The organism is Arthrobacter sp. TB 26 (assembly GCF_000427315.1).
Lineage (GTDB): Bacteria > Actinomycetota > Actinomycetes > Actinomycetales > Micrococcaceae > Arthrobacter.
Genome location: NZ_AUPJ01000238.1, coordinates 1 through 15,350, shown reverse-complemented (window position 1 = coordinate 15,350; position 15,350 = coordinate 1). Strand labels below are relative to the sequence as shown.

The following is a 15,350-nucleotide window of genomic DNA, read 5'->3' as shown; positions in this document are numbered from 1 at the left end:
CGGCCGTCCTGGCCGCCGCGGGAGTCCCGAGTCCCCGGGCCGACGCCGAACTCCTCGCGGAGCACCTGCTTGGCGTCGGACTCGGCCGGCTGCGCGCCCTGATGCTGGGGGACACCGCGGCACCGGACGGCTACCTGGATCTCATTGCCGAGCGGGCCCAGCGCATTCCACTGCAGCACATCACCGGCGTCGCGCACTTCCGTTACCTGGAACTGGCGGTCGGGCCGGGGGTGTTCATTCCCCGGCCGGAAACCGAATCCGTGGTGCAGCTGGTGATTGACAAGCTGCAGGGCCAGTCGCATCCCAAGGTGGTGGATCTTGGCACCGGGTCCGGAGCGATCGCCGGTTCCATCGCGCACGAGGTTCCCGGCGCGGAGGTCCACGCCGTCGAATTCAGCGAGTTCGCCCACGCCTGGGCCGCACGGAACCTGCTGCCGCTCGGCGTCCACCTGGTCCGGGGTGATCTCCGCGATGCCTTGCCGGAGCACAACGGCACGTTCGACGTCGTCGTCTCCAACCCGCCGTACATCCCCGCCGACGCTGTCCCCAACGAACCCGAAGTGGCCCTGCACGATCCTCCCGAGGCGCTGTACGGCGGGGGAGCGGACGGCATGGAGCTTCCGACGGCGGCCGCGGCCTCCGCCGCCAGGCTGCTGGTCCCCGGGGGCTACTTCGTGATGGAACACGCCGAAGTCCAGGCCGGCTGGATCGCCTCGATGCTGAAGCGCTCCGGTCTGTGGACCGGGGTGGCCACCCATCGTGACCTCAACGGCAGGGACCGGGCCACCAGCGCCGTCCTCGCCGACCCGGCTGCCCCACGGTAACCGGGCAACGCTCTCCGTGATGAAAGAATAGGCCAGTGACGACTAGCTACGATTGCACGGCAGCCGAGCAACGCGCTGCAGGACTTGAACACGCCCAGCGGGCCATCCGGGAGCACAAGTGTGTGGTCTTTCCGACGGACACCGTGTACGGGATCGCCGCCGATGCGTTCTCCCCCCTCGCCGTGACCTTGTTGCTGGCGTCGAAGGGCCGCAGCCGGAAGATGCCGCCGCCCGTGCTCATCCCCAGGCTCAACGCCCTGGACGGACTCGCCACGGATGTTCCGGCCGAGGCCCGGCGCCTGGCCGAGGCGTTCTGGCCCGGCGGCCTCACCCTCATCCTCCACGCCCAGCCGTCCCTTGACTGGGATCTCGGCGACACCAAGGGCACCGTCGCCCTGCGAATCCCGGCCGACGACGTCGCCCAGGACCTGCTGACACTGACCGGGCCGCTGGCCGTCTCCTCGGCGAACCGCACAGGTCAGACGGCGGCGCAGACCGCCGCCGAGGCCGAAGCCCAGCTTGCGGAGTCCGTGGAGGTCTACCTCGAAGGTGGCCTCCGTCCGGCCGAGGGCGCCGATGCGCTGCCCTCCACGATCGTTGATGCCACCGCAGTGCCGCTACGGGTGGTCCGCCAGGGCGCCATCAGCCTGGAGCGGCTCCGCGAGGTCGTCCCGGACGTGCTCGGCCTGGGCGAGGAACCGGCCGCCGCCGAAACCCCCCAAACCCCTGAAGAAACTGCCAACACCCCTTCGGGCAGCAGCCCTGAGAGCAGCGGCGAACCCGCCTCCGACGATTCCCCGAGGAACTGACATGCAGCCTAAAGTCGCCGTCGCGGCGGTAACCTTTGACCGCCATGAGGAGCTCACCCTCCTCCTCAAGGGGCTGGCCGAACAGACTGCCCCGATCCATTCGATCGCACTCGTGGACTCGGGCACCGTCCCGGCGACCGCGGTGGTCAACGCCGGCGGGGACAACATCAACTACCTGCGCTCCGAGGCGAACCTCGGCGGCGCCGGGGGATTCGCCTACGCGATCCTGGCCGCGATGGCCAGCGGCGCGGAGTGGATCTGGATGATGGACGATGACGGCCACCCCGAGGATGCGAGCTGCCTCGCCGAGCTGCTCAAGACCGCCGAGGAGCATCAGCTCGATATCGTGAGCCCGCTCGTCGCCGCCACGGCCGACCCCAACCGGCTCTCGTTCAACTTCCGGATCAACGGACTGTTGACCAACGACCGCTCCCGGCTGGCTCCGATGGGCTACCTTCCGGACATGGTGCACTTCTTCAACGGCGCACTGATCCGCACGGAGGTCTTCTACAAGATCGGCATCCCCGACGTGAAGTTCTTCATCCGCGGCGATGAAGTCGACTTCCTGTCGCGGGTCAAAAAGGCCGGCCTCAAGTACGGCACCCTGGCCACGGTCGCGGTCCAGCACCCCGCCACGTGGACCGAGATGAAGCCGGTCTTCGGCGGTTTCATCACCCCCGTCATCCCCGAGGGCGACTTCAAGCGGTACTGCTACTTCCGCAACCGCGGCTACCTCACCCGGAAGTACCGGAACCTGCGCTGGTTCGGCGCGGACATTGTCGGCTTCCCGTACTACTTCCTCAAGACCGGCGACCTCAAGGGCCTCGCGCACTGGTTCCGCGCCTACACCACGGGCTTCCGCGGAAAGGGCTTCGGCTCGCCCGCCCAACTGATGTCCGCCAACAGCTAGGCCGGCGTGAAGAACCTGTTTGCCGTCGTCGTCACCTACAACCGTGCCGATTTCCTGCAGAACCTGCTCGAATCCTTCAGCCGCCTGACCACCCGGCCGGACCGGATCGTCGTGGTGGACAACGCCAGCAGCGACCACACCGCTGAGGTGGTCGCTCGCGCCATGGCCGCCGGCGGGCTTCCGGTCCAATACGAGCGGCTGTCCGCTAATATCGGCGGCGCCGGCGGCTTCTCCCGCGGCGTCGAGGTTGCCCTCGGCGCCGGCGCCGAGTGGCTGTGGCTCATGGACGACGACGTCGAGGTGCTCCCGGGGGCGGTCGACGCGCTGGACCGGTTCACCTCCGATTACTCGTGCATGATCGGCCGCCGTTACGACGCCGCCGGCAAGCCGTTCTTCTGGCAGCACCATTTTGTCGAGGCCCTCGGCGTTTTCCTGCCCGTTGCGGGCGATGTCTTCCGCACGTCCGACGTTTTTCCCACCAACGTGGGAAATTTCGAGGGCATGCTGATCAAGGCCTCGCTGGCCCGGGACATCGGGCTGCCGGACCCCCGGTTCTTCATCACCTGGGATGACCTCATCTACGGCTGGCTGGCGGCGCAGCAGACGCCGGTGGTCTACGTGAACGCCTTTGTCATCAAGAAGGTCCGGGCCCAGCGCCAGGTGGACCTCGGCGTGCGCCACCTGAACGATTCGTCCGACCTGAGCCGCCGCTACGTGATGCGGAACCGGGGCCACGTGGCGCAGTACCTGCGTGTCCATGGCAAGTTCAACCGGCTCGGATTCGGTGCCGGGACCGCGCTGACATATTTGAAGGAAATCGTGCGCCTCGTGCTGGTTGAACGCAGCATCAAAGGAGCCGGTGCCTTGTGGCAGGGATGGCGCGAATCGCGCGGAATCCTCGCCGACCGCAACTGGGAACCGATGCCGCCGGTGCCCGCTGCGGCGGCCCCGGAACAGGGCTGAATCAGGCAAAGATCCGGGTGAACCAGCCCCGCTTGATCTGTCAGGACCCGGGGTTCCCGCGCGATAGCGATTAGTATCGTGGGAGACCCGCGTCCTGTCCGGCAGTTGTACGGCGGGTAATTTTTGAAACAGGCGCATGGCCGCCGTGGTAGTGGAAGTCGGTTGCAATCTCTGTTGACTACGAAATCTGAAGCGCGCGAACCTGCCGCACTGGACGAGAAAAAGCCTCCGCTCTGGATCTGGATCCAGCTTTTCCTCGACTCGATGTCGTGGGTCGTGGCGATCGTCCTGGCCCTGCTGCTGCGCTACGAGATGGGCATCCGGGAAGAACAGCTTGTCAGCGCCATGATCATCATGGCCATTGCCATCGTGGTGCAGGCCGTGGCCGGCTATGGCCTGGCACTGTACCGCGGCAGGTATCCCTTCGGCAGTTTCCAGGAGGCCAAGGCCCTCGTCATCGTCACCGTGATTGTGGCCGCCTCCATCACGGTGAGCCTGCTGGTGCTCTATGAGGCCATCGGGATCGGCCGCAGCGTCGGACTCATTGCCTTCCCGTTCGCCTGCCTCTTTATGGGAGCCGCCCGCTACGCCAAGAGGCTCTACGTGGAGGGCAAGAACCGACCCGGCGACGGCGCCCAGAACACCCTGATCTACGGCGCCGGCTTCCTCGGCAACTCCCTGCTGACGCGCATGCTGCAGGACGCCGACTCGCCGTACTTCCCGGTCGGGCTGATCGACGACGATCCGACCAAGAAGCACCTCCGGCTCACCGGCGTCCAGGTCCTGGGCCGTGGCGACGACCTGCCGTCCATCATCCGGCGTACCCGCGCCACGGTGCTGGTGCTGGCCTTTGCCAACGTCGAGGCTTCCGTCGTCCGGCGGATTTCCGACGCCGTCGCCGGAATGAATGTCAGGGTGCTGGTCCTTCCGCCGCTGCGGGACATGCTCGGCAGCGGCGCCCCCCAGGGCTTCTCCGATTTCCGCGATGTGGCGGTCGAGGATCTGATCGGGCGGCGCCCGGTCGACATCAAGGTCGATGAGATTGCCGGCTACATCAAAGGCAAACGCGTCCTGGTGACAGGGGCCGGCGGCTCCATCGGCTCCGAACTGTGCCGGCAGATCGTCCAGTTCTCTCCCGCGGAACTGATCATGCTCGACCATGACGAAACAGGGCTCCAGCACACCCAGATCTCCATCACCGGCCGCGGATTGCTCGCCGGCCGCGATACCGTCCTGGCCAGCATCCGCGACGCGGCCGCTCTCCAGGAGATCTTCGAGGACCGCCGGCCTGAAGTGGTGTTCCATGCTGCAGCGCTGAAACACGCGCCGCTGCTGCAGCAGTATCCGATCGAGGCCTGGAAGACGAATGTCCTGGGCACCCTCAACGTGCTGCGTGCCGCCGAGCGCACGGGCGTTTCACACTTCGTGAACATCTCCACGGACAAGGCAGCAAACCCGACGACGGCGCTGGGCCACTCCAAGCGCGTCGCCGAAAAGCTCGCCGCATGGACGGCAGTCCACACCGGCCGGAAATTCGTCTCCGTCCGGTTCGGCAACGTGATGGGCAGCCGCGGCTCCATGCTGCCGCTCTTCACGGAACAGATTAGGGTCGGCGGACCGGTTACGGTCACGGACCCCGAGGTCACCCGGTTCTTCATGACGATCCCCGAGGCCTGCCAGCTGGTCATCCAGGCCGGTGCGATCGGACGCGGCGGCGAAGTCATGATCCTGGACATGGGGGAGCCGGTCAAGATCCTGGACGTCGCCCAGCGCATGATCGCGATGTCCGGCAAGAAGGTCGACATCGTCTACACCGGGCTGCGGCCCGGGGAGAAGCTCCACGAGGAGCTTGTCGGAACCGGCGAGCTCGACGAACGGCCCCTCCACCCCAAGATTTCGCACACGCGGGCCCACGAACAGGACCCGGCCGGGCTGAACCTCGATGTCTGGCTGGCCCGCTGCGAGGCCGAGCAGGGGCTCGATATCGCGTCCATCCCCGACGACGAAGCGGATGAACCGGGCGAGAGCATCAGGGCCGCGTCATGATGCCCGTCCTCCTCACTGCCGGCGTCACCCTGCTCGCGAGCGTCCTGCTTCCATTCGCGGTCAAGCCGTGGCTGGTCAAGATGGGCGTCGTCGATGTTCCGTCGGCCAGGTCATCCCACGGCCGGACCACCATTCGCGGCATGGGGGTGGCCGTATCGGTTGCCACCGCCGTCGGATACGTGACCGCCGTCCTCCTGGGGGCGGTCACGGTGGACCGCTCAGTCTTCGCCGTGGTCCTTGCGATCATCGTCGCGAGCGCGGCCGTCGGCTGGATCGAAGATCTCCGGGGTCTGTCCATCCGTGGCCGCGCCGCTGCGCAGCTGGGGATCGGCGCCGCCGGTTCCGCGGCCCTGATCGTGCTCACCGGCCAGTCCTTCTGGTGGCTGCCGCTTGCCGCGCTGGCGATTGCGGCTTATATCAACATTGCCAACTTCATGGACGGCGTCAACGGTATTTCCAGTTTCCATGGAGTCCTCGCCGGTGCCGCCTATACGGTCGCCGGAACGCTGGCCGACCAGCCATGGCTCACTGCCGGCGGCGCCGTGCTGGCCATGGCCTTCCTGGGCTTCCTGCCGTGGAACCTGTCCAGGGGCTCCGTTTTTCTGGGCGACGTCGGCAGCTACCTGCTCGGCGCCTCGGTGGCGGCCCTCGCGGTGGCAGGATTCCTGAGCGGCGTCTACGTGGAATACGTGCTCTCGCCGATCCTGGTCTACGTTGCCGACACCGGCTATACCCTGCTGCGCAGGATCAACGCGGGCGAACGGTGGTACGCGTCCCACCGCGAGCATGTTTACCAGCGGCTGACCGACGTCGGTTTCTCGCACCTCCAGTCGGCCGGCACCGTCGCGGCGTGCACCGCGGCAGTCATCGGCCTGGGGTTCATCGCCGCCACCGCACCCCTGCCCACGGTGGTTCTTTGCGTCGCCGGCAGCCTGGCCGTCCTGGCCCTGTACCTTGCGTCCCCGGACCTGATCCGGCACTTCCGGCGGCGGCGCAAGGTCACCAGGGCGCCCGTGTCCTAGGCCGGACGGCGCCGCCAGGCGCGCAACCGGGCGCCGCCGTGTTCTATCTCGTGTAGAATTCAGGTGCGGGTTGACGCCGCGACTTCTGACCAGCACCCGCCCCCGCGACGATTGGGATCCCATGACCTCCAACGCCGAACCCGGACCTCTGTCCGGCAACGGACCCGTTGGCGTCTCCGGTCCCACCAAGTCCCTGTGGCTGCGTTTGCTGGGGATATGTTCGGCCGTCAGCGGCGGCGCGCTGCTGCTGGTAGCCCTGGTTGCGCTGTTCATCGCCGGTGAGGCCGGTGCGCTCTCCTGGATCTTCGGCGGGGCCCTTGTTATGGCCTTCTTCGCCATCAGCCTGGTGATCGGCCACTACGCGGGACGTAACAACCCGTCCGGCGCCATCGGACTTTTCGCCGCAACGTATTTCATCAAAGTGGTCGGTTTTGCCGTGGTGCTCTTTGCCATTGGCACCCCCGACTGGCTGTCCCGGGGCTGGTTCCTGGCGGGCGCGGTCGTGACTGTCGTCCTCTGGCAGGCTGCCGAGATCTACGGTTTCAGCACCGCACGGCTGCAGATCTACAACGACCCCGAAACCCCGGAAGGCGGCACCGATGTTTAGCCGCAAAGAGCGCCACACGAGCAAGCGCGTTACCCCCAAAAGGACTGCCGGTGCCCCCGGTGTTTCCGACAACGGACGCGACGGCGGATACAACGCCGGGATCGCCGTCTTCAGCTACATTGTTGGCGGAATCCTCGTCTGGAGTTTGATAGGGTGGGGTCTGGATAATCTGTGGGGAACCCGCTGGATTGTGCTCGCAGGCGCCCTGCTTGGAGCCGCGGGAGGGTTCTATCTTTCTCATATGCACGGCCTCACCAGCCCGGATAAATCCGCCGGCGGGGACAATGCTGCACGTGGCCCGTCCAAGGACGAGGATCAGTAATGCCAAATAATTTCACAGGGGGAGAGCCTGACAGCAATGTCGACTTTCCCCAACCAACGCCCAATGATGGACACTGCAGAGAGGAAACGCGTTGATCGCGCTTGCGCTCCCGGCCCAAGATTCAGGACCTTTTACGCCTCCTGGAATTGAACAAATGCACCTGCCGGCAATCCTGCCGTGGGGGGCGGCCGATGGATTCTCCAAGCAGATGCTGCTGGTAATCCTTTCGGTCGTTATTATCGCAACATTCTTTCTGCTAGCTGCCCGTAAGGGACAGCTTGTTCCCGGCAAACTGCAGTTCGCCGGCGAGGCCGCCTATGGCTTCGTCCGCAACGGCATTGCCAAGGACATCATCGGCGGCAAAGATTTCATGAAGTACGTCCCGCTGCTGTTCAGCCTGTTCTTCTTCATCCTGGTGAACAACATCTACGGCGCCATCCCGATAATCCAGCTCCCGAGCTTCTCGCACGTCGGCGGCGCCTACGTGCTCGCCGGCATCGTGTACATCACCTGGATCGTCATCGGTGTCAAGAAGAACGGCCTGCGCTACTTCAAGCTGGCCACCGTGCCCTCCGGAGTCCCGGGCTACATCCTTCCGATCGTTATTCCGATCGAGATCATCTCCAACTTCCTGGTCCGCCCCGTCACGCACAGCCTCCGTTTGTTCGCGACGATGCTGGCCGGCCACCTGATCGTGATGATCGCCGGTTCCGGCATCGAGTACCTCGTCATGCAGGAGAACCTCCTGCTCAAGGGCACCTCGGTCCTCGTGCTCGTCGGCGCGATTGCCATGTACATGCTGGAAGCGCTGATCATGGCGCTGCAGGCCTACGTGTTCACCCTGCTGACTGCCATCTACATCGAAGGCGCTCTGCACGCGGACAGCCACTAGGCACCCCAAAATTTCCCCTCACGGGGGATGAAGCACACCAAACAACCTGCCACATAGATGGCATCTTGAAAGGAAGAAAATGGAAGGCAATCTCAACCTCGTAGGTTACGGTCTGTCCGCAATCGGCGGTGGTATCGGTGTTGGTCTCGTGTTCGCCGCGTACATCAACGGCGTCGCACGCCAGCCGGAGGCACAGCGTGTGCTCCAGCCGATCGCATTCCTCGGCCTTGCGCTGACTGAAGCCCTCGCCATCCTCGGCCTGGTCTTCGCCTTCGTTCTTTAGTCTGAACTTAAGAACCAAGCGAACATCCAGAACCGAGTAGATAAGGACGGGTGAATTATGAATCAGCTGATAATCTCAGCCGCCGTTGAAGGCCAGTCGCCTTTGCTTCCCAATCCCTGGGAAATGGGCGTCGTCTTCGCCGGCTTCGCTGTTCTCATGTTCATCGTGGTCAAGTACGTTGTCCCGATGTTCGAGAAGACCTTCGCAGAGCGTGCCGAGGCCATTGAAGGCGGCATCGCCAAGGCTGAAAAGGCCCAGGCAGAGGCTTCCGCCGCACTCGAAGAGTACAAGCAGCAGCTCACTGATGCCCGTGCCGAGGCCAACCGCATCCGCGAGGAAGCACGTGCCGAAGGCGCTCAGATCCTTGCGGACCTGAAGGAGAAGGCAGCTGCAGAGTCTGCCCGCATCACGGCGCAGGCCCACGCGGCCATCCAGTCCGAGCGTCAGGCGGCCGTTGTGTCGCTCCGCTCGGAAGTGGGCACGCTCGCCACGACGCTGGCAGGCCGCATCGTTGGCGAGTCCCTCGAGGACGACCAGCGTTCGGCCCGTGTCGTTGACCGCTTCCTGGCAGATCTGGAGAACCAGAACGCAGGTGCAGCTAAGTAATGGCAGGTGTATCGAGCGAATCGCTCACCGCGGCCTTGGTGGCGCTGGAAGCCAAGCTTCCTTTCGCCTCGCTGCAGTTGGCTAAGGAACTCTTCGGAATCCTGGGAACGGTGGACAGCTCGGCTGGCTTGCGCCGCGCCCTGACTGACCCGTCCCGCAGCGGTGACGAAAAGTCGGCGCTTATCAAGCAGCTCTTCGGCGGGAAAGTCTCCGCGGACGCTGTGGAAATCGCGAGCGGACTGGCCAGCTCGCGCTGGGCGTCCGCCCGGGATATCGGCGATGCACTCGAGACTCTTGCCGCTTCGGTGGTAATTGCCGTTGCTGAGAACAAGTCTGCCGTCTCTGCCTCAGGTATCAGCGGACTGGAAGCACTGGAGAACGATCTGTTCTCCTTCAACCAGACCGTCGATTCCAACCACGAGGTACAGCGTGCTGTGTCCGAGCCGCAGGCGAGCCCGGCTGCCAAGGTTGTCCTCGCCGAAAAGCTCGTACCCAGTGCAAGCGAAGAAGCGAAGGTCCTTATTGGGCAGGCAGTATCGCAGCCGCGCGGCCTCAAGGTGACCAAGCTCGTCCGTCGTTTCGCCGAGCTTGCAGCCAAGCGCCAGCAGCGCTGGATTGCAACGGTCAGCGTCACCCGTCCGCTGACGGAGACACAGACCAGCCGTCTGCAGGCGGGGCTGAATGCCCTGTACGGGCGCGAGCTCAAGATCAACATGAACGTTGACCCGGCACTGATCGGTGGCATCCGGATCCAGGTTGGTGACGAAGTGGTAGACGCTTCGGTCCTCGCCCGCCTGGGCCAGCTTCACCGCCAGCTTGCTTAGCCAGCCGGACCAGCACAACTAAACGAAACCCCGGTCATCGTGAGCAACGATGATCACGAAAACAGGAGAGCAGGGACTGCAGATGGCCGAATTGACCATCAACGCCGACGACGTCCGTATTGCGTTGAACGAGTTCGCGGCGTCCTACGAACCCGGAAACGCAGAGCGCGTAGAGGTCGGCCGTGTAACAACCGCAGGTGACGGCATCGCCCGTGTTGAGGGCCTTCCCTCGGTCATGGCGAACGAGCTGCTTCGCTTCGAAGACGGCACGCTGGGCCTGGCCCAGAACCTCGACGTCCGCGAAATCGGCGTCATCATCCTCGGTGACTTCACCGGAATCGAAGAGGGCCAGGAAGTTCACCGCACCGGACAGGTTCTGTCCGTACCGGTGGGCGACGCCTTCCTCGGCCGTGTTGTCGACCCGTTGGGCGAGCCCATCGATGACCTCGGCGAGATCAAAGCCGAGACCACCCGTGCGCTGGAACTCCAGGCGCCCGGCGTGACCCAGCGCAAGTCGGTTCACGAGCCGATGCAGACCGGCCTCAAGGCAATCGACGCCATGATCCCGATCGGCCGAGGCCAGCGCCAGCTGATCATCGGTGACCGTCAGACCGGCAAGTCGGCCATCGCGATCGACACAATCATCAACCAGAAGGCCAACTGGGCTTCCGGCGATGTCAACAAGCAGGTGCGCTGCATCTACGTGGCCATCGGCCAGAAGGCATCGACGATTGCGGCTGTCCGTCAGACCCTTGAGGACAACGGCGCACTGGAGTACACGACCATCGTGGCTTCCCCCGCGTCCGACCCCGCCGGCTTCAAGTACCTGGCACCGTACGCCGGTTCGGCGATCGGCCAGCACTGGATGTACGGCGGCAAGCACGTCCTCATCGTGTTTGACGACCTCTCCAAGCAGGCCGAGGCCTACCGTGCAGTGTCACTGCTGCTCCGCCGCCCGCCGGGACGCGAAGCCTACCCGGGCGACGTCTTCTACTTGCACTCCCGCCTGCTGGAGCGTTGTGCCAAGCTCTCCGACGAGCTCGGTGCAGGTTCGATGACCGGCCTGCCGCTCATTGAGACCAAGGCAAACGACGTCTCCGCCTACATCCCGACCAACGTGATCTCCATTACCGATGGCCAGATCTTCCTGCAGTCGGACCTCTTCAACGCCAACCAGCGTCCGGCCGTCGACGTGGGTGTCTCCGTTTCCCGCGTGGGTGGCGCCGCCCAGGTCAAGTCCATGAAGAAGGTCTCCGGTACCTTGAAGCTGGAACTGGCCCAGTACCGCGATATGCAGGCGTTCGCAATGTTCGCGTCGGACCTCGACGCCGCATCGCGCCAGCAGCTGACCCGTGGTGCGCGCCTGATGGAACTGCTCAAGCAGGGCCAGTACTCACCCTTCCCGGTTGAGAACCAGGTCGTCTCCATCTGGGCCGGCACCAACGGGTACCTCGACGACGTTCCGGTTGAGGACATCAACCGCTTCGAGACCGAGTTCCTGGACCACCTCAAGCACAAGTCCTCCATCCTGACGACGCTGGCCCAGACCAACGTCATGAGCGATGACACTGCAGAAGCACTGAAGACCGCGATCGTGGACTTCAAGAAGGGCTTCTTCGGCGAGGGAGACAACCTCCTGGTTGGTGCGGGGCACGAAGAACACGCCCCCATCGACGAGGCACAGGTCGACCAGGAAAAAATCGTCAAGCAGAAGCGCTAGTTTCGCTGGCAGGGACTGCCGGGACCCCACCGGGTTCCGGCAGTCCCGGCCACCGGGATCTTAGGAAAGGATAAGTATGGGAGCCCAGATCCGGGTCTACCGCCAGAAGATCAGCTCGACGACGTCGATGCGCAAGATCTTCAAGGCGATGGAACTGATCGCTACCTCGCGCATCGGCAAGGCCCGAGCACGCGTAGCAGCTTCACTGCCTTACGCAAACGCCATCACGCGTGCCGTTTCTGCTGTCGCAAGCCAGAGCGAAATCGACCACCCGCTGACCACCGAGCCGGAGCAGATCCGCCGGGCCGCCGTCCTGGTTATCACCTCGGACCGTGGCCTTGCAGGTTCGTACTCCGCGAGTGTGCTCAAGCAGGCGGAAGGCCTCAACGAGCTGCTCGTCGAGGAGGGCAAGGAAGTCAAGATGTACCTGGTCGGCCGCAAGGCGCAGGCATACTTCGACTTCCGGAACCGTCCTTACGGACGGGTCTGGACCGGCGGCACGGATGCGCCGGAGTTTGCCACGGCACAGGAAATCGGCGAGGCATTGCTGGCTGACTTTGCGACGGACTACGCAGAGGGAGGCGTCGACGAAATCCACGTCGTCTACACCCGCTTCAAGTCCATGGTCACGCAGGAGCCGACGGTTGTCCGTCTTCTCCCGCTTGAGGTTGTCGAAGAGCAGGCGGCCTCCGAATCGGACCTCCTGCCGCTCTACGAATTCGAGCCGGAAACGGAGCAGGTTCTTGACGCTCTGCTGCCGCGCTACATTGAATCACGTATCTTCGCCGCGATGCTGCAGGCAGCAGCTTCGGAGCTTGCTGCCCGCCAGCGGGCAATGAAGTCCGCCGGCGACAATGCCACGGAGCTCATCAAGAAGTTCACGCGTCTGCGCAACACTGCCCGCCAGGCTGAAATTACGCAGGAGCTTTCCGAAATCGTGGCCGGCGCCGACGCGTTGAACGCGTCCTAGCCTCCCGAGCTTGGATCCAGCTGTACCTGCACCAAAGTAAACTTAACCCCAACGCCATCTACTGAGTGAAGTGAGAGAGATGACTGCCACTGCTACCGAACACGTAGCCGCGACGACCGGTGCTACCGGCCGTATTGCACGTGTTATTGGCCCGGTTGTCGACGTCGAATTCCCGGCTGACGCAATCCCCTCGATTTACAACGCACTCACCACCGAGATTACTCTCAACGGTGAGACCAAGACGATCACGTTCGAGGTTGCCCTGCACCTCGGCGACAACGTCATTCGCGCCATCTCCCTGCAGGCGACCGACGGACTTGTCCGCGGTACCGCTGTGGTGGACTCGGGTGCCCCCATCTCCGTGCCTGTCGGCGACGTCGTCAAGGGACACATCTTCAACGTCCTCGGACAGCCGCTGGACGTGGCTGAGTCGGAACTCGAGATCACCGAGCGCTGGCCCATCCACCGCAAGGCTCCGGCCTTCGCGACGCTCGAGGGTTCCACCGAGATGATGGAAACCGGCATCAAGGTCATCGACCTTCTCACCCCGTACATCAAGGGTGGCAAGATCGGTCTGTTCGGTGGTGCCGGCGTCGGCAAGACCGTGCTGATCCAGGAAATGATCACCCGCGTGGCCCGGAACTTCGGTGGCACCTCGGTGTTCGCCGGTGTCGGCGAGCGAACCCGTGAAGGCAACGACCTCTGGGTTGAAATGGAAGAGGCAGGCGTCCTCAAGGACACCGCCCTTGTATTCGGCCAGATGGATGAGCCGCCGGGAACGCGTCTGCGCGTGGCACTGTCCGCACTGACCATGGCGGAGTACTTCCGCGATGTGCAGAACCAGGACGTGCTGCTCTTCATCGACAACATCTTCCGCTTCACCCAGGCAGGCTCCGAGGTTTCCACCCTCCTCGGCCGCATGCCGTCGGCCGTGGGCTACCAGCCCAACCTGGCAGACGAGATGGGCCTCCTCCAGGAGCGCATCACGTCCACCAAGGGCCACTCGATCACCTCGATGCAGGCCATCTACGTTCCCGCAGATGACTACACCGACCCGGCCCCGGCCACGACCTTCGCACACCTGGACGCGACCACGGAACTATCCCGTGAAATCGCTTCCCGTGGTCTGTACCCGGCCGTTGACCCGCTGACGTCGACGTCCCGCATCCTGGATCCGCAGTACATCGGACACGACCACTACAACACGGCCGTCCGCGTCAAGCAGATCCTGCAGAAGAACAAGGAACTCCAGGACATCATCGCCATCCTCGGTGTCGATGAGCTCTCCGAAGAAGACAAGATCGTCGTGTCGCGTGCACGCCGCATCCAGCAGTTCCTCTCGCAGAACACCTACACCGCCAAGCAGTTCACCGGCGTCGAGGGCTCCACCGTGTCCATCAAGGACACCGTTGAAGGCTTCACCGCGATCTGCGACGGCGAACTCGACCACATCGCAGAGCAGGCGTTCTTCAACGTCGGCGGCCTGGATGACGTCGAACGCCAGTGGGCCAAGATCCAGGAACAGACCAAGTAATATGGCTGAGCTTGAGGTTGAGATTGTCGCAGCGGACCACTTCGTGTGGTCCGGAGCGGCCACGATGGTCAAGGCCCGCACCAGCGATGGTGAAATCGGAATCCTGCCCGGCCACTCGCCCCTGCTGGCGATTCTGGCTGAAGGTGAGCTGGCCATCCAGCCGGTCTCCGGTGACCGTATTGCAGTAGTGGTTGACGGCGGGTTCTTCTCCGTCGACAACAACCGGGTCGTCATTGTTGCTGACAACGCCCAAATGGGCGACGCGGCTACTGCGGGGATCCGCTAGCACGACCTTGATGAACGATACAGTTTTTCCGTTCATCGTCCTGGCAACGATCTTTGCGTTGCTGGTATTTGCACTGTGCCTTTCCGGGGTGCGCCGCTTCAATCTGCGGCGCGCCCTGGGCACGGTGGACGCCTCCATTTGCACGGCTGGAAACAGCTGGCAGATGGGGGTTTGTCGTTATCAGGATAACGACCTCGAGTGGTTCCGCCTTGCCTCGCTGAGCATGCGGCCGAAGCACACCTTCCGCCGCAGCTCGCTCGAGCTGATCGGCCGGCGCAAGCCCACCGAATCCGAGCTCGTCAAGGTCCAGCCCGACGCCGTGATCGTTGAACTTCGCTACGAGGGGCAGGACGTCCTGCTCGCCATGCGGTTCGACGCCTACACCGGACTTTCCTCCTGGCTTGAGGCCGGGCCGGTCATCGGCGTCGGCACCTGGCGCTAGCCCCGGTGGACTTCATCGAAGACCTCCGGCTTGTCGACGGGCCGGTGCTCTGGTTTTCCTGGGCCGCCGGCGCTGCCGGCGTGGCCTACTTCCTCTGGCAGGGCGGACGGCACCTTACCCGCCACACCGCCGCCCCGCGCTGGCTGGCCTTCCTGCTTCCCTTCGCCGCGGCCATCCTGGGTGCCGCCGCGCTGCTGGCCGGTGCCCACTGGCTGATGATTTACGTCTTCTCGGTCTTCCCCGGTGAACTCCCGGCCGAGGTCCTGGCCTGGTCCCTGCCCGCCGTCGCG

The 15,350-nt window shown here is 64.3% G+C and carries 16 protein-coding genes and 2 pseudogenes (1 of these 18 running past the window's edge); all 18 read left to right on the top strand.

Going from position 1 to position 15,350, the window contains the following annotated elements:
- Positions 1 to 824 (top strand): annotated as a pseudogene (prmC, locus tag K789_RS0108525) (peptide chain release factor N(5)-glutamine methyltransferase); it begins 46 nt to the left of the window's first position.
- A 35-nt stretch (positions 825 to 859) separates the two neighbouring features.
- On the top strand, positions 860 to 1,633 hold the full coding sequence (locus K789_RS0108520) for an L-threonylcarbamoyladenylate synthase (protein ID WP_024366390.1): 774 nt from the start codon (positions 860 to 862) through the stop codon (positions 1,631 to 1,633).
- A gap of 1 nt (position 1,634) precedes the next feature.
- Positions 1,635 to 2,543 carry a glycosyltransferase gene (locus tag K789_RS0108515; RefSeq protein WP_024366389.1) on the top strand — a complete coding sequence of 303 codons (909 nt, stop codon included), beginning with the start codon at positions 1,635 to 1,637 and terminating at the stop codon, positions 2,541 to 2,543.
- 6 nt (positions 2,544 to 2,549) lie between these two features.
- Positions 2,550 to 3,506 carry a glycosyltransferase gene (locus K789_RS0108510; protein WP_024366388.1) on the top strand — a complete coding sequence of 319 codons (957 nt, stop codon included), beginning with the start codon at positions 2,550 to 2,552 and terminating at the stop codon, positions 3,504 to 3,506.
- Between the two features lie 174 nt (positions 3,507 to 3,680).
- Complete coding sequence (locus K789_RS0108505; RefSeq protein WP_024366387.1) at positions 3,681 to 5,552, top strand: nucleoside-diphosphate sugar epimerase/dehydratase; 1,872 nt, start codon at positions 3,681 to 3,683, stop codon at positions 5,550 to 5,552.
- Positions 5,549 to 6,574 carry an MraY family glycosyltransferase gene (locus tag K789_RS0108500; RefSeq protein WP_024366386.1) on the top strand — a complete coding sequence of 342 codons (1,026 nt, stop codon included), beginning with the start codon at positions 5,549 to 5,551 and terminating at the stop codon, positions 6,572 to 6,574. The genes K789_RS0108505 and K789_RS0108500 overlap by 4 nt, the downstream gene beginning before the upstream one ends.
- A 121-nt stretch (positions 6,575 to 6,695) precedes the next feature.
- A complete protein-coding gene (locus tag K789_RS0108495) occupies positions 6,696 to 7,181 on the top strand; it encodes an ATP synthase (RefSeq protein ID WP_024366385.1) in 486 nt (161 codons plus the stop codon).
- Complete coding sequence (locus K789_RS0108490; RefSeq protein WP_024366384.1) at positions 7,174 to 7,503, top strand: hypothetical protein; 330 nt, start codon at positions 7,174 to 7,176, stop codon at positions 7,501 to 7,503. Before K789_RS0108495 ends, K789_RS0108490 begins: the two co-directional genes overlap by 8 nt.
- A 91-nt stretch (positions 7,504 to 7,594) precedes the next feature.
- A complete protein-coding gene (atpB, locus tag K789_RS0108485; RefSeq protein ID WP_024366383.1) occupies positions 7,595 to 8,395 on the top strand; it encodes a F0F1 ATP synthase subunit A in 801 nt (266 codons plus the stop codon).
- Between the two features lie 79 nt (positions 8,396 to 8,474).
- A complete protein-coding gene (atpE, locus tag K789_RS0108480) occupies positions 8,475 to 8,678 on the top strand; it encodes an ATP synthase F0 subunit C (RefSeq protein ID WP_009356484.1) in 204 nt (67 codons plus the stop codon).
- A gap of 57 nt (positions 8,679 to 8,735) precedes the next feature.
- Entirely contained in the window at positions 8,736 to 9,284 is a 549-nt protein-coding gene (locus tag K789_RS0108475) for a F0F1 ATP synthase subunit B (RefSeq protein WP_024366382.1), read from the top strand.
- The gene (locus tag K789_RS0108470; RefSeq protein ID WP_024366381.1) at positions 9,284 to 10,108 is read left to right on the top strand and encodes a F0F1 ATP synthase subunit delta; all 825 of its coding nucleotides are present in this window, start codon (positions 9,284 to 9,286) and stop codon (positions 10,106 to 10,108) included. Before K789_RS0108475 ends, K789_RS0108470 begins: the two co-directional genes overlap by 1 nt.
- Before the next feature lie 82 nt (positions 10,109 to 10,190).
- Positions 10,191 to 11,828 carry a F0F1 ATP synthase subunit alpha gene (gene atpA, locus K789_RS0108465; protein ID WP_024366380.1) on the top strand — a complete coding sequence of 546 codons (1,638 nt, stop codon included), beginning with the start codon at positions 10,191 to 10,193 and terminating at the stop codon, positions 11,826 to 11,828.
- Positions 11,829 to 11,904: 76 nt separating this feature from the next.
- Positions 11,905 to 12,798 carry a F0F1 ATP synthase subunit gamma gene (locus K789_RS0108460; RefSeq protein ID WP_024366379.1) on the top strand — a complete coding sequence of 298 codons (894 nt, stop codon included), beginning with the start codon at positions 11,905 to 11,907 and terminating at the stop codon, positions 12,796 to 12,798.
- A 79-nt stretch (positions 12,799 to 12,877) separates the two neighbouring features.
- On the top strand, positions 12,878 to 14,332 hold the full coding sequence (atpD, locus tag K789_RS0108455) for a F0F1 ATP synthase subunit beta (protein WP_024366378.1): 1,455 nt from the start codon (positions 12,878 to 12,880) through the stop codon (positions 14,330 to 14,332).
- A gap of 1 nt (position 14,333) precedes the next feature.
- Positions 14,334 to 14,618, top strand: a complete 285-nt coding sequence (locus tag K789_RS0108450) for a F0F1 ATP synthase subunit epsilon (protein WP_024366377.1) — start codon at positions 14,334 to 14,336, stop codon at positions 14,616 to 14,618.
- A gap of 10 nt (positions 14,619 to 14,628) precedes the next feature.
- Positions 14,629 to 15,060 (top strand): DUF2550 domain-containing protein, encoded by a 432-nt coding sequence (locus K789_RS0108445; RefSeq protein ID WP_024366376.1) that lies wholly within the window; start codon positions 14,629 to 14,631, stop codon positions 15,058 to 15,060.
- Between the two features lie 5 nt (positions 15,061 to 15,065).
- A pseudogene (locus K789_RS0108440) lies at positions 15,066 to 15,350 on the top strand (esterase); the annotation flags it as partial.